This is a genomic window from Streptomyces sp. NPDC023481 (assembly GCF_055560195.1).
Genome location: NZ_JBVHJE010000004.1, coordinates 484527 through 503607 on the forward strand (window position 1 = coordinate 484527; position 19081 = coordinate 503607).

A 19081-nucleotide genomic window follows, 5' to 3' on the forward strand; every position below is an offset into this window, starting at 1 on the left:
TCTGCACGGCAGCACCGACCGTCCGGAAGGTCACTCCCCGCCATGACCAGCACATCCCACCACTCCGATGTCACACTCCGGGTCAACGGCAAACCCCACACCCTGCGCGTCGACCACCGGCGCGTCCTGCTCGACCTGCTGCGCGAGGACCTCGACCTCACCGGCTCCAAGAAGGGCTGCGACCACGGCCAGTGCGGTGCCTGCACCGTGCTGGTCGACGGCCGCCGCCTCACCAGCTGTCTGCTGCTCGCCGTGACCCTCGACGGCAGCGAGATCACCACCGTCGAGGGCCTGGGCGGCGACGGCGAGGAGCCGCACCCGCTGCAACAGGCCTTCCTGGACCGCGACGCCTTCCAGTGCGGCTACTGCACCCCCGGCCAGCTCTGCTCCGCCGTGGGCATGCTCGCCGAGGCCGCCGCCGGCCACCCCTCCCACGTCACCGGCCCCGACACCCCCGCCGGCCGGCCCGTACCGCTGGACCGGACCGAGATCCGCGAGCGGATGAGCGGCAACCTGTGCCGCTGCGGCGCCTACCCGCGCATCGTCGAGGCCATCGAGGACGTGATCTGAGTGGACGGCCTCGGATACGTCAGGCCCCGCAGCGTCCAGGAGGCCGTCGAGGCGTACGCCGCCCACCCCGGCGCCCGCTACCTCGCCGGCGGCACCAACCTGGTCGACCTGATGAAACTCGGCGTGGAACGGCCCACCGCCCTCATCGACGTCGGCCGGCTCCCCCTGGGCGGCATCGAGGAGCTGCCCGACGGCTCCCTCCGGGTCGGCGCCACCGTCCGCAACAGCGACCTGGCCGCCGACCCGCGGGTCCGCGAACGCTGGCCCGCCCTGTCCCAGGCCCTCCTCGCCGGCGCCTCCGCGCAACTGCGCAACGCCGCCACCACCGGCGGCAACCTGCTCCAGCGCACCCGCTGCCCCTACTTCCAGGACCTGGACAAACCCTGCAACAAACGGGAGCCGGGCACCGGCTGCGGCGCCCGGGACGGAGTCCACCGCGACCACGCCGTCCTCGGCCACTCCGCGCACTGCATCGCCACGAACCCCTCCGACATGTCCGTCGCCCTCGCCGCCCTGGACGCCGGAATCGAGCTGTACGGCACCGACGGCCCCCGGCGCCTGCCCGTGGCCGACTTCCACCGGCTGCCCGGCGAGCACCCCGAGCGGGACACCTGGATCCGTCCCGGCGAACTGATCACCGGCATCGTCCTCCCGGCCGCCACCGCCGGCGTCCCGTCCGCCTACCGCAAGGCCCGGGACCGGGCGTCGTACGCCTTCGCACTCGCCTCCGTGGCCGTCCTGCTGCGGGTCACGGACGGCGTCGTCGACCAGGTGGGCATCGCCTTCGGCGGGCTCGCCCACCGGCCCTGGCGGGCCCGGCACACAGAGCTGGCCCTGCTGGGCGCCCCCGCCACCCCCGCCGCCTTCGAGGGCGCCGTGAGCCTCGAACTCGCCCACGCCGAGCCGCTGCGCGACAACGCCTACAAGGTGCCCCTCGCCCACAACCTCGCCATGGACGTCCTGAACCGTCTCGCCCCGGCGCCCGCCCCGGCCTGAGCCGCCCCCGCAGAAGCAGGAGGACCCCCATGACCGGCACGACCGGTACGACCGGCACCGCCCTGGGCGCCCCCGCCGAGCGGCGCGAGGGACGCCAGAAGGTCACCGGCGCCGCCCGCTACGCCGCCGAGTACCCTCTGCCCGGCCGCGCCCACGCCTGGCCCGTGCCCGCCGTGGTGGCCCGCGGCCGGGTCCGCGCCGTCGACACCTCGGCCGCTCTCGCCCTGCCCGGCGTCCTCGCCGTCCTCACCCCCGGCAACGCGCCCCGGCTCGCCGAGCCCGACGACCACACCCTCGCCGTGCTGCAGAGCCCGGACGTGCCGCACCGCGGCTGGTGCGTCGCCCTGGCCGTCGCCGAGACCCTCGAGGCCGCCCGCGCCGCCGCCCGGGCCGTCCGGGTCACCTACGACATCGCGTCCCACGACGCCGGATTCACCGAGACCCACCGGGACGGCTACCCACCGCAGGAGGCCGGCGGCGAGCCCGGCCGGGTCGAGCACGGCGACCCCGAGGCCGCCTTCGCCCGGGCCGAGGTCCGCGTCGACGTCACCTACCGGGTGCCGCCCCTGCACAACCACCCCATGGAGCCGCACGCCACCACCGCCCACTGGGACGGCGACCGGCTCACCGTGTACACCTCCAGCCAGGGCGGTACGACCGCGCGGTCCGTGCTCGCCGGGCTGTTCCGGCTGCCCGAGGAACGGATCACCGTCGTCGCCGAACACGTCGGCGGCGGCTTCGGCTCCAAGGGCACCCCGCGCCCGGACGTCGTCCTCGCCGCCATGGCCGCCCGGCACACCGGCCGGCCCGTCACCCTCGCCTACCCCCGCCGGCACCTGCCGACCGTCGTCGGTCACCGGGCCCCCACGGTGCAACGGCTGCGGCTCGGCGCCGGCCGGGACGGCCGGCTCACCGCGCTGCTGCACGAGACCACCAGCCCCACCTCCCGGGTGAAGGAGTTCGTGGAATACGCCGCCGTCCCCTCCCGCGTCATGTACGCCACCCCCGCCCTGCTCAGCGCGCACCGGGTGGTCCCGCTCGACATGCCCAGCCCGTCCTGGATGCGCGCACCCGGCGAGGCACCCGGCATGTACGCCCTGGAGTCCGCCGTCGACGAACTCGCCGACGTGCTCGGCCTGGACCCGGTGGAGCTGCGCGTCCGCAACGAACCGGACCGCGAGCCCGGCAGCGGCGACCCGTTCAGCAGCCGCCACCTCGTGGACTGCCTGCGCGAGGGCGCCCGACGCTTCGGCTGGGCCGGCCGCGACCCGCGCCCCGGCGTCCGCCGCGAGGGCCCCTTCCTGCTCGGCACCGGCGTCGCCGCCGCCACCTACCCCGCCCAGGCGTCCCCGTCCACCGCCGCCGCCCTCGCCCGGCCCGACGGCACCTTCCTCGTCCGCGTCAACGCCGCCGACATCGGCACCGGGGCCCGTACCGTCCTCGCCCAGGTCGCCGCCGACGCCCTCGGCGTGCCCCTGGACCGGGTGCGCACCGAGGTCGGCCACAGCGACCTGCCCCCGGCCCCGCTGGCCGGCGGCTCCATGGGCACCGCCTCCTGGGGCTGGGCCGTCCACGAGGCCTGCACCGCACTCGCGGCCCGGCTGGCCGCGCACCCCGGGCCCCTGCCCGCCGAGGGGATCGAGACCCGCGCGGACACCACCGGGAAGGCCGATGCCGACAGCCCCTGGGCGCGGCACGCGTTCGGCGCGCACTTCGCCGAGGCCGCCGTCGACACCGTCACCGGCGAGCTGCGGGTACGCCGGCTGCTCGGCGTCTTCGCCGCCGGACGGATCCTCAACGCCCGCACCGGGCGTTCCCAGTTCATCGGCGGCATGATCATGGGCCTCGGCATGGCCCTCACCGAACACAGCACCCTGGACCCGGTGTTCGGCGACTTCCCCGAGGCCGACCTCGCCTCCTACCACGTGCCCGTGCACGCCGACATCGGCGACGTCGAGGCACACTGGATCGACGAGGACGACCCCCACCTCAACCCCATGGGCAGCAAGGGCATCGGCGAGATCGGCATCGTCGGCACCGCGGCCGCCATCGGCAACGCCGTCCACCACGCCACCGGCATCCGCTTCCGCGAACTCCCCCTCACTCCCGACCGGATCCTGGCCGGCCTGCTGTCCGAGGGGTGACGGTGGACGGCCCCACCTGGGAGTACGAGGGCTATCGGCCCGCGGAGGAACGCCTGCGGGAATCGCTGTGCACCCTGGGGAACGGCTACTTCGCCACGCGCGGCGCCCTGCCCGAGTGCACCGCCGACGACGTCCACTACCCCGGCACCTACGCGGCCGGCTGCTACAACCGGCTCACCTCCGAGATCGCCGGGCGCCGCGTCGAGAACGAGGACATGGTCAACCTGCCCAACTGGCTGCCGCTGCGGTTCCGGCCGGCCGGCGGGGACTGGCTCACCCCGGACACCATCCCCGTCGCCGAACACCACCAGATGCTCGTCCTCGACCCCGGCCTGCTGGAACGCCGTACCCGCTACCCGCTCGGCGCCGACGCGAGCCTCGTGGTCCGCCAGGAACGTCTGGTCCACCTCGCCGACCCCCATCTCGCCGCGCTGCGCACCGAGTTCACCGCCGAGGGCCGCACCGTCGAACTGGACGTCGAGGCCGCGCTGGACGGCGGCGTCACCAACTCCGGGGTCGCCCGCTACCGGGAACTGGACGGCCGGCACCTCAGCCACGTCACCGTGGGCACCGCGGCCCCCGGCACGGTCTGGCTGCGCTGCCGTACCCGCACCTCCGACACCGGCTTCGGACTGGCCGCCCGGCTGACCGTCCGGGCCCCGGTCACCCACGCCAACGAGGCCCACCGCGCGGTACAGCGGCTGCGGTTGCGGCTGCCGCCCGGCCGGACCGCCACCGTCGACAAGACCGTCGCCCTGCACACCTCCCACGACCCGGCGATCAGCGACCCGCTGCGCGCGGCCGTCGACCGCGTCGGTGCCGCGCCCGGCTTCGACGAACTGCGCGAGTCGCACCGCCAGGCGTGGGAGCAGCTGTGGCGGCGCACCGCGCTCGACGTGCCCGGCGAGGCCGGCAGCATCCTGCGCCTGCACCTGTTCCACGTGCTGCAGACCCTCTCCCCGCACACCGCGGACCTGGACGTCGGCGTGCCCGCCCGCGGACTGCACGGCGAGGCCTACCGCGGACACGTCTTCTGGGACGAACTCTTCGTCCTGCCCTACCTCAACCTCCACCTGCCCGAGGTCTCCCGCGCCCTGCTGCGCTACCGCCACCGCCGCCTGGACGCGGCCTGCCGCGCGGCCCGCGAGCTGGGCCGGTGCGGCGCCCTGTACCCGTGGCAGAGCGGCAGCGACGGCCGCGAGGAGACCCAGCAGCTGCACCTCAACCCGCGCTCGGGCCGCTGGCTGCCGGACCACTCCCGGCTCCAGCACCACGTCGGCTCCGCCGTGGCCTACAACATCTGGCAGTACTGCGAGGCCACCGGCGACAGCGAGTTCCGGCACGGCGAGGGCGCCGAGATGCTCCTGCAGATCGCCCGCTTCTGGGCGCGGTCGGCCGACTGGGACGACCACCTCGGCCGGTACCGCATCCGGGGGGTGGTCGGCCCCGACGAGTACCACGACGCCTACCCCGGCGCGGACGGGCCCGGCCTGGACGACAACACGTACACCAACGTCACCGCCGCCTGGGTGCTCACCCGCGCCCTGGAGCTGCTGGACGGTCTGCCCGAGCCGCGCCGACGGGAACTCACCGAGCACATCGGGCTGGCCGCGGACGAACCCGCCCGCTGGAGCGAGCTCTCCCGCGGGCTGCACATCCCCTTCCACGACGGGGTGATCAGCCAGTTCGACGGCTACGGCGACCTCGCCGAACTGGACTGGGACGGCTACCGCGGGCGGTACCACGACATCCGGCGGCTGGACCGGATCCTGGAGGCGGAGGGCGACACCGTCAACCGCTACAAGGCGTCCAAGCAGGCCGACGTGCTGATGCTCGGCTACCTCTTCTCACCGCCCGAACTCCGCTCCCTCTTCCAGCAGTTGGGCTGTCACCTGGACGAGCGCGGCTGGCTCGCCACCGTCGACCACTACCTGCACCGCACCAGCCACGGCTCGACCCTGAGCGGCCTGGTCCACGGCTGGATCCTGGCCCGCGCCCGCCGCGCCGATGCCTGGACCTTCGTCCAGGAGGCGCTGCGCGGCGACATCGCCGACCTCCAGGGCGGCACCACCGGCGAGGGTATCCACCTCGGCGCCATGGCCGGCACCCTCGACCTCGTGCAACGCGGCCTGACCGGCCTGGAGACCCGCGCCGGCGGCCTGTCCCTCGACCCCGTCCCGCTGCCCGAGCTGTCCTCCTACGGCTTCGCCCTCCGCTACCACGGCCACTGGGGCGTACGGCTGAAACTGCGCAGCGGTCTGCTGGAGATCGCCGTACCGGAGTCCGACCAGTCGCCCATCGACATCCGCCTGCACGACCGGGTGGTCCCGGTCGGCCCGGGCGAGACGGCCCGCCTGGTCCTCCCCGACTGAGCCCGCACCCCTCGGGGGCCGTGGCCGGGGGTGGGCTCCTTCGGGTCGGCGGTGGTCGGGGCTGCGGGGGGAGCCGGGTGCCGACCGCTACGGCCTCACCCGCGCCCGGGTCACCGTGGTCCCGTCGGGCGCGGGTGCGGCAGGGGGTCACGCCGGGCCGGGCGGCAGGTGGACGGTCATGATCAGGTGGCAGGTCTCGGTGCCCGCACCGCGGTAGGTGTGGGGGACGTGGGCCTCGAACGCGGCGGTCTGGCCGGCTTCGACGGCGTGCTCGGTGCCGTCGACGACGAGCGTCATCCGGCCGACGGTGACGCTGACGGTCTCGGTCACGCCCGCCTGGTGCGGGTGGCTGGGGTACTCCTCGCCGGGCTCCAGCGTCCAGCGCCAGACCTCGGTGGCCGCCGGGCCGGCGGTGGTCAGCATGAGCCGGGCCTCGCCGCCGCGCTCGCCCTTCCACAGGGGCATGACGCCGTCGGCGCTCACCACCCGGACGCTTTCCCCGCCGCGCCCTTCCAGCAGCGCCGAGACGGAGACGCCGAGGGTGTCGGCGAGACGGACCAGCGTGGCGAAGTTCGGATTGCCCTGGGCCTTCTCCAGTCCCACCAGCGCACCCTTGCTGACCTTGGCCCGGCGGCCGAGTTCGTCCAGGGACAGTCCGGCACGCGTGCGGGCCGCCCGGACGTTCTGCGCCAGCGTCCGCAGGGCCGCCTCGGTCTCCGTCATCGCTTCACCCTCCCGGGCGGTTCAGTGAAATGTGTCTCACGGTCATTCTGTTGTACCCGTGTCGGTCGATGCGCTGTACGGTGTAGTCGTTCCATTGATAGTACGGGATAGGTAAGGAATCGCCCGTGATCGCTCTGCTGCTGGCCCTGAGCAGCTCCTTGGCCTACGGATGCGCAGACTTCCTGGGCGGCCTCGGCGCCCGCAGGGCCCACGTCCTGCGCACCGTCATGATCGCCGCCCCCGCCTCGCTCACCGTCGAGCTGCTGCTGTGGCCCGTCCTCGGCGCCTCCTTCGCCCCCGCCACCCTCGCGTGGGGCGCCGCGTCCGGTGTGGCGTCGGCGGCCGCGTTCGCCCTGCTCTACCGCACGCTCGCGATCGGCCCCATGAACGTCCTGTCCCCGGTCACCGCGGTGGTCTCGGCGATGCTGCCGGTCGGCGTCGGCCTGGTGCAGGGCGAGGACCTGGGGTGGCAGGGCCTGACCGGCCTGCCGCTGGCGCTGGCGGCGGTCGTGCTGGTCAGCGCCGGACACGGCGCGAAGTCGGCCCGCCCGTCGCGCACCGCGCTGCTCCTCGCCCTCGGGGCCGGAGCCGCCATCGCCCTCCAGCTCGTCTTCCTGCACCAGGCCCCCTCCGGCAGCGGCGTGGGCCCGCTCATCGTCGGCCGCGCCGTCTCCTCCGCCGTCACCCTGGCCGCCGCCGGGCTCATGCACCGCCGGCTCGGCCCCGAGAAGCCCGCGTACGCGGGCTCGGCGACGGCCGGCGTGCTGGACTCGGTGGCCAACCTGCTGTTCCTGCTCGCCGCCCGCAGCGGCGACCTGGCCGTCGTCGCCGTGATCACCGCCCTGTACCCGGCCGGCACCGTCCTGCTCGCCCGCGGCGTCCTCGCCGAGCGCATCCACCGCGGCCAGCTGATCGGCCTGGGCACCGCGGCCGTCGCCGTCGGCCTGCTCGCCCTCGCCTGACCGCCCGCGCCCTCCGGGAGGCAACCCGCACCTGTTCATCCAGCCCTGGGATGCCGCCCTGGACGACACAGGATGGCGGACCTGGATCTCGACGGACACGACGTCGGCATCCTCGGCGTCAACGGCCCCCCGGCCGGCCGCCGATCACCGTGCCCACCCGTTTCACCGCCGACGGCGACACCCTCCTCGTCCACCCGGCCCGCCCCCACCCCGCCCGGAAGGCGGCCTGCGCCCGGACCTCACCGAGGTGCGGGCGAGGTTCACGTACGACGACCACAAGCCCGTCCAACACCGCACCGCGGGCGTCGACCACCTCACGCACCGCGGTCAGGGCCTCGACCTGCCCACCGCGCGGCAGCAGCGCCGCCGCCTGGACCGCACCGGCCCCTGGAAACCCCGAACCGGCCCGCACGCAGCAACGGAGACCCCCATGACCGGCTTCCACCTCACCCCCGCCGTCGCGGACGCCTTCCCCGACACCCTCATCGCCGTCGTCACCGCAACCGGCCTGCGCGGCCGCGCACCCTGGCCCGGCACCGCCGCCGCCGTCGAGGAACTCGAACGGCGACTCGCCGACGGCACCTGGCGCCCCGCCGACGAGACCGACCCGCGCGTCGACGCCTGGCACAGCGTCTACCGTTCCTTCGGCACCAACCCCCGGCGCGTCCGCCCCAGCGTCGACGCGCTCGGCCGCCGCCTCACCAAGAAGGGCGCCCTGCCCCGCATCAACCCCGCCGTCGACTCCTACAACGCCGTCTCCGTCCGGCACGCCCTGCCCGCCGGCGCCTTCGACCTGGATCACGTCACCGGCGACGTCGAGATCCGCCCGGCGGACGGCACGGAGTCCTTCACCCCGCTCGGCGCACCCGGCACCGTCGAACACCCCGCACCCGGCGAGATCGTCTACGTCGACACCACCGACGTCCTGACCCGCCACTGGAACCACCGCGACGCAAACCGCACCCGCGTCACCGAGGACTCCACCCGCGTCGCCTTCCTCCTCGAAACCGTCCGGGCCACGCGCGACGGCCACCTCCTCGAGACCGCGGCCGAAGAGCTCGACGCACTGCTCACCCCGCACGCCGGGCACACAGCCGTGAGCTACCTCAGCCCGTCACAGCCCCACGCCACCGTCTGAACGCCACCCCGAAGCGCCCTTCGGACGGCGAGCCCACCGACCTCGCGGCCGGGTCACGGCACGGACACACCGTCCTCGGTGATCTCGACGCCGCCCGGCCTGCCGGACCACCATGGGGGAGCGGCCGAGAGCGGAGGGAGCTGCCGGACATGGGGGTGACCGACGTGCCCTTGCGCGTCCTGGCCGTGGACGACGAGGAACCCGCGCTCGCGGAGCTGGTGTACCTGCTGGGGGAGGACCCCCGGGTCGGTGCCGTCGTCCCCGCCCTCACGGCCGACGAGGCGCTGCGCCGGCTGGGCGGGGTGCGGGCGGCGGACTCCGGTGGCCCGGGCGGGTCTTACGGCTCCGGCGGGGTGCGCGGTGCCGAGGCGTTCGACGTCGTCTTCCTCGACATCGGCATGCCCGGCCTGAGCGGACTCGAACTGGCCCGGCTGCTGGGCGCGTCGGCTGCCCCGCCGCTGATCGTCTTCGTCACCGCGTACGAGGACTTCGCCGTGCGCGCCTTCGACCTCAAGGCCGTCGACTACCTGCTCAAGCCGCTCCGCAAGGAGCGCTTCGCCGAGGCGGTACGGCGGGTCGCCGAACTGGTCCGGGCCGGGCAGGGCCCCCGCCCGGCGGCCCCCGCGGCGCCCGGGCCGGCCGCACCGGCCCTCGGCGACCAGGTGCCCGTGGAGCTGGGCGGGGTGACCCGGTTCGTGCCCCTCGCCGACATCACCGACGTGGAGGCGCAGGGCGACTACGCACGGCTGCACACCGGCCGGGGCAGCCATCTGGTGCGGATCCCGCTGTCCACCCTGGAGGAGCAGTGGCGCTCGCGCGGCTTCGTGCGCATCCACCGCAGCCGGCTCGTCGCCCTCGGCCGGATCGAGGAACTCCGGGTCGACGGCGGTAACCTGACCGTCCGCATCGGCGACCGGGTGCTCGCCGTGAGCCGGCGCAACGCCCGGGAACTGCGGGACCTGCTGGCCGGCCGCGCGGCCGGCCGGGTGCGCTGAGCGGCCCCGCTCGGCCGACGGACGGGGTGCGACCGCGGCACCGGCGGCGTCCTTCGGCCACGGTGGCCGAACTCGCACGCACCGCCACCGGGCCAACCGCCCCTGTTCTCCGTGGCGTTGGTCACGTTCACGAAGCCGCCGGAAGGGGCAGGGCTAGTCCCCGGGACGCGCCGGGCGGCGAGCCGCCTTGCCGCGCGGGCAGCGACGGTACTTGTGTGGGGGAATGGTGAACGCGGGCTGTGGCCGTGCGCGCCCGGGGTCAGTCGTCGAGGAGCGTTAACGGCAGCGTCACAGCGATTCGTGGTGCTTCACCGAACGAATACGTATCGTTGTGCGAAGGGATCGACGAGTAGGTGGCGGGAGCGTAATTTCCCGCCAGCCTTGTGACGTTCGTGCACGACTGCGTTTCACCACAGGTGTAGGCAACACGGACAACCGGGTCACAGGCCAGGGGGGTAGTTGATGTCCTTCAACACATCGGGCTGTGCCAGGCCGCACGAGCGGTGAGGCGCGCAGTCGTGCCAAAGGGCAGGTCACCACCGGCATCCGGCAGCGGCCGGACCGCATGCGCGACGGGCGGGACGACGGGAGCAGCGTGCGTGCGATTCCGGAGGAAACGGTCCACGGGTCAGAGCGACACCCCACGAGTTCAGAACGCCACCCGATTACACGTCAGAGGTTTGTAGTGCCCCCGCGATATTCAGTCATCACCGAGCAAACTCTTCTGCAATCTTCTTCCGAGCCAGGCCGTTCCGTCGCACAATCAGCGCTCTTCTGGCTCGACGGACGACTTGGCAAAAGCATGGAGTTAGCCGCCGCCGCGTCGCAGCCGGCCGGGGCGGACCGCCCCGTCCGCGAGGCGCCGCTGGAGGCGCGCATCTGGTACGCCACGCTGCTGACCCGTGTCCGCGGCCTGGGACCGGCCGAACGCCTCCTCGCCGCCGAGGGGCCCTGCGCGGAGCCCTGTCCGGAGCCCGGCGCGCGCCCCTGCGACCACGGACCGCACCGCCCCGAGGCGCAGGCCGCGCTGCGGCTGTGCGAGGCGGAGATCCATCTCGCCGGGGGCAGGCTGACCGAGGCCACGGCGGCGGCCGAAGCCGGACTCCGGCTCGCCGCCCAGGCCGGGAACCGCGGACTCCCCCCACGGGGTCACGTGGTCATGGCCCTGTGCTCCGTGCGCTGCCTGGACCTGACGACCGGCCTCCTCTACGCCAACCGGCTGCGGGACGCGGCGCTGCTCGGGCAGGAGAACCTCATGCCGGGACAGTGCGTGTGGGCCGCCGCCCAGGCCCTGGAGGCGCGCGACGGCATGGAGAGCGTCGCGCACCTGCTGAAGGGCATCGTCCACGACGAGGTGCTCATCCGCGACCTGCTGGTCTCCCAGCCGGCGGCGGCCCCCTGGCTGGTCCGGGCCGGCCAGCGCCTCGGCGACGCCGACCTCGCCGAGCGCACCGTCCGCACGATGGGCCGGCTCGCCCTGATGAACCGCAGCTTCCGCAGCGTACAGGCGGCCGCCGAGCACGCCACGGGGCTGTACGCCCGCGACGCGGACGCCCTGGAGGCCGCCTCGGAGCGGCACCTGGACCCCTGGGCGCGCGCGTCCGCGCTGGAGGACGCGAGCCGGGTGCGCTCCACGCGCGTCGCGGAACGCGACCGGGCGGTGGGCCTGTTGCGCCGCTCGGCGGACGCCTACCTGGGCGCCGGGGCGTCCCGGGACCTCGCGCGGGTGCAGAGCAGACTGCGCGAACTCGACGACCACGGCGGCCGGACCGCCCGGAGCCGGACGCGGGTCAGCCGGCTCACCGACACCGAGTTCGCGGTGGCCGAACTGGTCAGCCAGGGGCTCACCAACGGCAGGGTGGGCAGCCAGCTCTACATCTCCCCGCACACGGTGGCGTTCCACCTGAAGAAGATCTTCCGCAAGCTCGACGTGACCTCCCGGGTGGAACTGGCCCGCTCCTGGAACCGGATCCTGGTGGAGGAACGCGGCGACCATCCCCGCGAGTCGGGGCCCGAGTTCGTGGGCCGCCCCGCCGTCGCCGCCCGGCAGGCCGGGTAGCCGGCGGCCGGCGCGGGACCGTCGGCGCAGGTGACGGCTTCGCGCCGCGACCACCACCCCGCCCCACCCACCTGCCCTACCAACCTGAGGGATGCCGCCGGCGCGGTCCCCCCGCGTAGCCTCCAGCAAGTAGAGCCTTTCCTCACCGTGTTGTGCCGTCCCGCCGGCGTGCGCCGGCCGGGTGGGACCGGGCGGGTTGCCCAACAGCCGTACCGACTGGCCAGGAGTCATGCGATGACCCATCTTCTGCACATCGACGCGAGCATCCGCTCCGGCGAGTCCGTGACGCGCCGGCTCACCGCCGAGTTCGTCACCCAGTGGCGGCAGAACCACCCGGACGCCGGCTACACCTACCGCGACCTCGGCGCGGAACCGATCCCGCACATCACGCACGAGGTCCGGGAGTGGCTCTTCGACCCGACCGGCGACCTGCACGGCGTCGGCCCCGAGGACCAGGCCCTCACCGAGGCGCTGCACGCCGAGGTCCGCGAGGCGACCACGATCGTCCTCGGCGTCCCGATGTACAACTACACGATCCCCTCCTCCATCAAGGCCTGGATCGACCGGCTGGTCACCCCGGCCCACATGGTGCCCCCGGGAGCCGAGTCCGGCGCGCTGAGCGGCAAGAACGTCATCGTCGTCACCGCACGCGGCGGCTCCTACGCCCCCGGCACCCCGCGCGAGGGCTGGGACTACCAGGAGCCGTACCTGCGGGCCGTGCTGAGCGCCATCGGCCTCGCCGACAACCTCAGGTTCGTCCACGCCGAGCTGACCTTCGCGGCGATCGTGCCCGCCATGGAGCAGCTGAAGCCGCTGGGCGAGAAGTCCCTCGCCGACGCCCGCGAGACCCTGCGCAAGCTGGCCGTCTGACCCGGGCCCTGCGAGAGGGTCCGACGGCACCACCGACGCGGGCGGGCGCACCCAGGGCGCGGGTGCGGGTTTTCCCGGACGGATACGTTCGCACACACTGTGGGGAAGGTGCTTCATGAGCGAGATGCTGTCCTACGAAGACGTCTGGTCACGCACCCATCACTTCGACCCTCCCGCGATCTTCGACAAGCTGCGGGAGGAACGCCCGCTCGCGCGGATGGCCTACCCGGACGGCCACATCGGCTGGTTCGCCACCAGCCACCGGATCGTCCGGGAGGTGCTGAGCGACCCCCGGTTCAGCCACAGCCTGGAGATCGGGCACTTCCCCGTCACCAAGTACGGTGCCCCCGTACCGCAGTTCCCGGCGATGCCCGGCATGTTCATCCACATGGACCCGCCCGACCACACCCGGTTCCGCCGGATGCTGGCACGCGAGTTCACCGTGCGGCGCATCGCCGAACTCGCCCCGCACGTCGAGTCGGTGGCCGTCGAGCAGATCGAGGCCATGCGCGAACACGGCGCCCCCGCCGACCTGCTCACCGCCTTCGCCAAGCCGTTCGTGCTGCGGATCCTGTCCGACCTGGTCGGCCTGCCCTACGAGGAGCGCGACCGGTACGCCGACGCGCCCGCCATCACCCACGACCCCGACGGCGACGCCGAGGAGTCGATGGCGGTCTTCCAGCAGGTCGGCGCGCTCATCGGGGAGACCATCGCCCGCAAGCGCGAGCAGCCCGGCGACGACATCATCAGCCGGCTGCTGGCCGCCGGCGAGCTGACCGACGAGGAACTCGGCAACATCGTCGCCCTGTTGCTCTTCGCGGGCTACGAGACCACCGAGAGCGCTCTCACCGTCGGCGTCATGGCGCTGCTCCACCACCCCGAGCAACTCGCCGCGCTGCGCGCCGACCCGTCCCGCGTCGACGCGGCGGTGGAGGAGATCCTGCGCTATGTCACCGTCAACCAGTACGAGATCTTCCGCACCGCGCTGGAGGACGTCGAACTGGACGGGCAGCTGGTGAAGAAGGGGGAGACCGTCACGGTGTCCCTGCCGGCCGCCAACCGCGACCCCGCCAAGTACGGCTGCCCCGCCCACCTCGACCTCGACCGGGACACCGCCGGACACCTGGCGTTCGGCCACGGCATCCACCAGTGCGTCGGCCAGAACCTGGCCCGCCTCGAACTCCGCACCGGCCTGCGCGCGTTGCTGCGGGCCTTCCCCGACCTGCGGGCGGCCACGCCGGCCGACGAAGTCCCGCTGCGCACCCGCGGGTCCGTGTTCGGCCTGAAGAGCCTCCCGGTCACCTGGTGAGCCTCCCGGTGCCCTGACCGTACGTCCGCCCCTCCGGCCACACCGGCGGTACGGCGGGTCCTCCGCGCGAGCCCGCGCGGGCCGGCCCCGACCGCCCGCTCCGCCCGCCCCGGGCGGCCCCCCGGCCGTCCGCGGCGGTGGGAACGGCCCCCGCCCGCCCCGGCGGCGGGACCGGCCGCTCCCGCCCCTTCCGGGCGCCTGACCGCCGCGGGCACCGCCCCGCCGGCGCAGGGATGTCTGCTTCCGTCGTTCCGGACGACGGCCGGCCGTACAGCGCCGTACGGCCGTCCGTCCCCGGAGACCACCCCGACCTGCTGCTCCCGGTACCCGCTGCCGCCCTGTGGAAGGAGTCGAGCGTTGCGTTCCGACCTGGTCACACCGCTTGCGGTCACGCTGCACGAGCACGCTCTCCGCATCCCGGAGAAGGTCGCCTTCGCCGACGGCCGGCGCGCGGTCACCTACGCCGGTCTCGAAGCGCGCACGCGGCGGCTCGCCGGACACCTCGTCCGCCTCGGGCTGCGCCGCGGTGACCGAGTGGCGCTCTGCCTCGGCAACTCCGTCGCCATGGTGGAGGGGTATCTGGCGGTCGTACGGGCCGGCGGCGTCGGCGTACCGGTGAACCCGCGGTCCGCGGCCGCCGAACTGGAGTACCTCCTGGCCGACAGCGGGGCGCGGTTCGTCCTCGCCGGGGCAAGCAGTGCAGTGACGTTTCTTCAGGTGGTGTCGGACACCGCCCCGGACACCACCGTCCTGGTGGCCGGCACCACCGACGTGCCGCCGGGCGCCCATGCCTACGACGATCTCGCGACCACCGACCCCGCCACCCCCGCCCCCGACGACCTCGGCCTGGACGAGGTGGCCTGGATGTTCTACACCTCCGGCACCACCGGGCGGCCCAAGGGCGTGCTGTCCACCCAGCGCAACTGCCTCTGGTCGGTCGCCGCCAGCTACGTCCCCATCCCGGACCTGCGCCCGGACGACCGGGTGCTGTGGCCGCTGCCGCTGTTCCACAGCCTCTCCCACATCGCCTGCGTGCTGTCCGTGACCTCCGTCGGCGCCACCGCCCGCCTCACGGACGGCAGTTCCGCCGACGACGTCCTCGACCTGCTGCGCACCGAGCGCGCCACCTTCCTCGCCGGCGTCCCCACCACCTACCACCACCTCGTCGCCACCGCCCGCCGCACCGGCCTGTCCCTGCCCGACCTGCGCATCGGACTCGTCGGCGGCGCCGTCACCGGCTCCGAGCTGCGCCGCTCCTTCGAGGAGACCTTCGGCGTCCCGCTGGTCGACGCCTACGGCTCCACCGAGACCTGCGGCGCGATCACCATGAACCCGCCCGACGGCGCCCGCGTCGACGGCTCCTGCGGACTGCCCGTACCCGGCGTCGACGTCCGGATCGTGGACCCCGGCACCGGACGCGACGTGCCCGCCGGGCAGGAGGGCGAGGTCTGGGTCAGCGGCCCCAACGTCATGGTCGGCTACCACAACAGCCCCGAGGAGACCCGGGCCGCGCTGCTCGACGGCTGGTTCCGCACCGGAGACCTGGCCCGCCGGGACGAGGCCGGCTACTTCACCGTCTGCGGCCGGCTCAAGGACCTGATCATCCGCGGCGGCGAGAACATCCACCCCGACGAGGTCGAGGCGGTCCTGCGCAGCGCACCCGGCGTCGCCGACGCCGGTGTGGCCGGGGCGGCCCACGACAGCCTGGGCGAGGTGCCGGTGGCCTGGCTGGTCCCCGGACCGGACGGCCTCGACGTCACCGCCGTCCTCGCCCACTGCCGCGCCCGGCTCTCCGCCTACAAGATCCCCGAGCGGATCCACGAGGTCGCCACCGTCCCGCGCACGGCCTCCGGCAAGATCGTCCGCCGCCTGCTCGCGGCCCAGCCGTACTGGCCGCGCCATACGGCGGACGGGCACCAGGACGCTGTGCTGACGTCCGCGTGGGTCCCGGCAGCGGGCGGCACGGGCGCGGCCGCCGCGCCCGGGGCGGCGGGGGAGGGTGGGGGAGAGGAGGCTGCTGCCCGCCCGGCTGCGCGGGCCGTGGCGGGTGACGGTGCCGGACCGGGTGCGCGGGCCGTGGCCGGTGAGGATGCCCGCTCCGACATGCGGGCCGGTGCGGCTGCGGGTGACGGTGCCGGACCGCGCGTGTGGGCCGTGGCCGGTGAGGGCGCCGGCGGGCTCGTCGCCGCGCTGCGTGCCGTCGGGGTGCCGGCCGAGCCTCACCCCGACCTGGCGTCGGCCGCCGCTACGGCCCCCGGGCTCACCGTCCTGATGCCGCCGCCCGCTTCCGCCGACCCCCTCGCCCCGACCCGCCTCCTCACCGAGCAGATGACCGGCGGGCACGCGCCCGGACCGCTGGTGGTCCTCACCCGGCACGCCACACCCGCCGGTGACACCGCGCCCGAACCCGCCGGTGCCGCGCTGTGGGCGGTCGTACGGTCGCTCCAGGCGGACGGACACCAGGACCTGACCGTCGTCGACCTCGACACCGACGGCCCGGACCCGCAGCCCCTGCTCGCCGCCGTCGCCTCCGGTGAACCCCAACTCGCGGTCCGGCACGGCCAACTGCTGGTGCCCCGGTTGCTGCGCACTCCCGTGGACGGCCGGCCCCGCCCCGCCGCCGCCTTCACCGGGACCGGAACCGTCGTCGTCACCGGCACGGACACGCCCGCCGGCGCCGCGCTCGCCCACCACCTCGCCGACGTGCACGGGGCCACCCGCCTGGTCCTCGTCCACGCGCCCGGTACGACCGACCGCACCGACCCGGACGCCTGGCCCCCCGGCACAGCGCCCCGCAGCGTCGCCGCCGACGCGCCCGCCCTGGCCGACGCCCATCCGATCGGCGCCGTGGTGCACACCGCCGACGACCCGGAACTGGCCCGCTCCCTGACCGAACTCCTCGGTGACACCGGCGTGTTCATCACCGTCACCGACGGCTCCGCGACCCTGGGCGCGCCCGGCGACCCGGACCGGGCGGTGCGCGGCGCCCTCACCGAGGCCGTCACCCACGGCCGCCGACTGCGCGGTCAGGCCGCCGCCACCCTGACCTGGGCCCCCGAAGAAGACGAGCCCCGACTACCCGACCTGCTTGCCGCGTTCGACGTGCTCCTCGCCGACCGGGCCCCGGCCCTCTTCGCCCCCCGCCCGGCCCTGCCCGGCCCCTCCCGGCCGGTCCCCGCGCTCCTCCGCGCCCTGGCCGAACCACCGGCCCGGCAGGCACGCCCCGACGCCACCGTCACCGCCGCCCTGCGCGCCCGCCTCGCCGACCTGGACGTACGCGCCCAACTGGCGCTGCTCGAACGGCTGGTCGGCGAACAGGCCGCCGCCGTCCTGCCCGGCCCGGGCCCGGCCCACCTGCCGGCCGACCGCGCCTTCCGCGACCTGGGCCTGACCTCGGTCGCCGTCGTCGCCCTGCGCGACCGGCTGACCGAGCACACCGGGCTGCGCCTGCCCACGACCGTGACCTTCGACCACCCGACCCCACGGGAACTGGCCGCCCACCTGCGCCACGCCGTCCTCGGCCTGACCGGCACCGACGCCGTCCCCGAACGGGCCGTCGACACGGACCCGCAGGAGCCCATCGCCATCGTCGGCATGGCCTGCCGACTCCCCGGCGGTGTCAACACACCGGACGAGCTGTGGCAGTTGCTGGCAGCGGGCCGTGACGCCGTCTCGGTGTTCCCGACCGACCGGGGCTGGGACCTCGACGGCCTGTTCGACCCGGACCCGGAGAAGCCCGGCACCTCCTACGTCGACCAGGGCGGATTCCTGCCGGACGCGGGCCGCTTCGACGCCGGCTTCTTCGGCATCGCGCCCCGCGAGGCGCTGGCCATGGACCCGCAGCAGCGACTGCTCCTCGAAACCTCCTGGGAGGCCCTGGAGCGCGCGGGCGTCGACCCCCATGCGCTGAAGGGCACGGACGTCGGCGTCTTCGCCGGAGTCATGGGACAGGGCTACGGCACCGGAGGCCGGCTTCCCGCGGAACTCGAAGGTTTCGTCACCACGGGCACCGCCTCCAGCGTGGCCTCCGGGCGGATCTCCTACGTCTTCGGCCTCGAAGGCCCCGCGGTGACCGTGGACACCGCCTGCTCCTCCTCCCTGGTCGCACTCCATCTGGCCGCGCAGGCGCTGCGGCGCGGCGAGTGCTCGATGGCCCTGGCCGGCGGCGCCACCGTCATGGCCACCCCGGGCACGTTCGTGGAGTTCTCCCGGCAGCGGGCGCTGGCCGCCGACGGCCGCTGCAAGTCGTACGCCGACGCGGCCGACGGCACCGGCTGGGCCGAGGGCGCGGGCGTACTCGTCCTGGAACGCCTGTCCGACGCCCGGCGCCACGGCCACCGGGTGCTGGCGGTCGTCCGGGGCAGCGCGGTGAACCAGGACGGCGCCTCCAACGGCCTCACCGCCCCGAGCGGCCCCTCCCAACAGCGGGTCATCCGCAAGGCGCTGTCCGACGCCGGGCTGACCCCGGCGGACGTGGACGCGGTCGAGGGCCACGGCACGGGCACGGTCCTCGGCGACCCGATCGAGGCGCAGGCCCTGCTGGCCACCTACGGCCGCGACCGCGAACGGCCGCTGTGGCTGGGCTCGGTGAAGTCCAACATCGGACACACGCAGGCGGCCGCCGGGGTCGCCGGTGTCATCAAGATGGTGCAGGCGATGCGGTACGGCGCCCTGCCCGCCACCCTCCACGTCGACGCCCCCTCCTCCCAGGTCGACTGGTCCGTGGGCGCCGTCGAACTGCTCACGGAGTCCCGGGGCTGGCCCGACACCGGCCGCCCGCGCCGCGCCGGCGTCTCCTCCTTCGGTCTGAGCGGCACCAACGCCCACGTGATCCTGGAACAGGTGCCGGAGGAGCCGGTCACCGCGTCCGAGGAGTACGACGGTGTGGTGCCGCTGGTGGTGTCGGCGGCGTCGCCGGGCTCGCTGTCGGCCCAGGCGGCGCG

12 protein-coding genes are annotated in these 19081 nt (G+C 74.6%); 11 read left to right on the forward strand and 1 reads right to left on the reverse strand.

What is annotated here, in order from left to right; genetic code table 11:
• The first annotated feature begins 42 nt into the window (after window positions 1-42).
• The 4 genes from ACZ3ZD_RS12315 to ACZ3ZD_RS12330 are packed head-to-tail and all read left to right on the forward strand — an operon-like array spanning window position 43 to window position 6082.
• Complete coding sequence (locus tag ACZ3ZD_RS12315) at window positions 43-570, forward strand: 2Fe-2S iron-sulfur cluster-binding protein (RefSeq protein WP_467395769.1); 528 nt, start codon at window positions 43-45, stop codon at window positions 568-570.
• Window positions 571-1566: an FAD binding domain-containing protein gene (locus ACZ3ZD_RS12320; RefSeq protein ID WP_467395771.1), complete on the forward strand. Its 996-nt coding sequence runs from the start codon at window positions 571-573 to the stop codon at window positions 1564-1566. It begins immediately after the preceding gene.
• 29 nt (window positions 1567-1595) lie between these two features.
• A complete protein-coding gene (locus ACZ3ZD_RS12325; protein WP_467395772.1) occupies window positions 1596-3710 on the forward strand; it encodes a xanthine dehydrogenase family protein molybdopterin-binding subunit in 2115 nt (704 codons plus the stop codon).
• Window positions 3711-3712: 2 nt separating this feature from the next.
• Window positions 3713-6082, forward strand: a complete 2370-nt coding sequence (locus tag ACZ3ZD_RS12330; protein WP_467395774.1) for a glycoside hydrolase family 65 protein — start codon at window positions 3713-3715, stop codon at window positions 6080-6082.
• 147 nt (window positions 6083-6229) lie between these two features.
• Here ACZ3ZD_RS12330 and ACZ3ZD_RS12335 read toward each other — a convergent pair whose 3' ends face one another.
• Window positions 6230-6805 carry a helix-turn-helix domain-containing protein gene (locus ACZ3ZD_RS12335; RefSeq protein WP_467395776.1) on the reverse strand — a complete coding sequence of 192 codons (576 nt, stop codon included), beginning with the start codon at window positions 6803-6805 and terminating at the stop codon, window positions 6230-6232.
• Window positions 6806-6930: 125 nt separating this feature from the next.
• On the opposite strand from ACZ3ZD_RS12335, the gene ACZ3ZD_RS12340 reads away from it, so the two are divergent.
• From ACZ3ZD_RS12340 to ACZ3ZD_RS12370, 7 genes are all read left to right on the forward strand, one after another.
• Entirely contained in the window at window positions 6931-7767 is an 837-nt protein-coding gene (locus ACZ3ZD_RS12340; protein ID WP_467395778.1) for an EamA family transporter, read from the forward strand.
• A gap of 430 nt (window positions 7768-8197) precedes the next feature.
• Window positions 8198-8905: a B3/B4 domain-containing protein gene (locus ACZ3ZD_RS12345; RefSeq protein WP_467395838.1), complete on the forward strand. Its 708-nt coding sequence runs from the start codon at window positions 8198-8200 to the stop codon at window positions 8903-8905.
• A 149-nt stretch (window positions 8906-9054) separates the two neighbouring features.
• Entirely contained in the window at window positions 9055-9900 is an 846-nt protein-coding gene (locus ACZ3ZD_RS12350; RefSeq protein ID WP_467395780.1) for a LytR/AlgR family response regulator transcription factor, read from the forward strand.
• A gap of 802 nt (window positions 9901-10702) precedes the next feature.
• Window positions 10703-11959, forward strand: a complete 1257-nt coding sequence (locus tag ACZ3ZD_RS12355) for a helix-turn-helix transcriptional regulator (RefSeq protein WP_467395782.1) — start codon at window positions 10703-10705, stop codon at window positions 11957-11959.
• A gap of 234 nt (window positions 11960-12193) precedes the next feature.
• A complete protein-coding gene (locus ACZ3ZD_RS12360; protein ID WP_467395784.1) occupies window positions 12194-12829 on the forward strand; it encodes an FMN-dependent NADH-azoreductase in 636 nt (211 codons plus the stop codon).
• A 115-nt stretch (window positions 12830-12944) separates the two neighbouring features.
• Window positions 12945-14138 carry a cytochrome P450 gene (locus tag ACZ3ZD_RS12365; RefSeq protein WP_467395785.1) on the forward strand — a complete coding sequence of 398 codons (1194 nt, stop codon included), beginning with the start codon at window positions 12945-12947 and terminating at the stop codon, window positions 14136-14138.
• A gap of 357 nt (window positions 14139-14495) precedes the next feature.
• Window positions 14496-19081: beta-ketoacyl synthase N-terminal-like domain-containing protein (locus ACZ3ZD_RS12370; protein ID WP_467395787.1), on the forward strand; the 4586-nt coding region annotated here is incomplete at its 3' end.

Coding starts and splice junctions, on each gene's coding strand:
- ACZ3ZD_RS12345 (WP_467395838.1), top strand. CDS start 8,198: ATGACCGGCTTCCACCTCACCCCCGCCGTCGCGGACGCCTTCCCCGAC.
- ACZ3ZD_RS12315 (WP_467395769.1), top strand. CDS start 43: ATGACCAGCACATCCCACCACTCCGATGTCACACTCCGGGTCAACGGC.
- ACZ3ZD_RS12335 (WP_467395776.1), bottom strand. CDS start 6,805: ATGACGGAGACCGAGGCGGCCCTGCGGACGCTGGCGCAGAACGTCCGG.
- ACZ3ZD_RS12325 (WP_467395772.1), top strand. CDS start 1,596: ATGACCGGCACGACCGGTACGACCGGCACCGCCCTGGGCGCCCCCGCC.
- ACZ3ZD_RS12360 (WP_467395784.1), top strand. CDS start 12,194: ATGACCCATCTTCTGCACATCGACGCGAGCATCCGCTCCGGCGAGTCC.
- ACZ3ZD_RS12355 (WP_467395782.1), top strand. CDS start 10,703: ATGGAGTTAGCCGCCGCCGCGTCGCAGCCGGCCGGGGCGGACCGCCCC.
- ACZ3ZD_RS12365 (WP_467395785.1), top strand. CDS start 12,945: ATGAGCGAGATGCTGTCCTACGAAGACGTCTGGTCACGCACCCATCAC.
- ACZ3ZD_RS12350 (WP_467395780.1), top strand. CDS start 9,055: ATGGGGGTGACCGACGTGCCCTTGCGCGTCCTGGCCGTGGACGACGAG.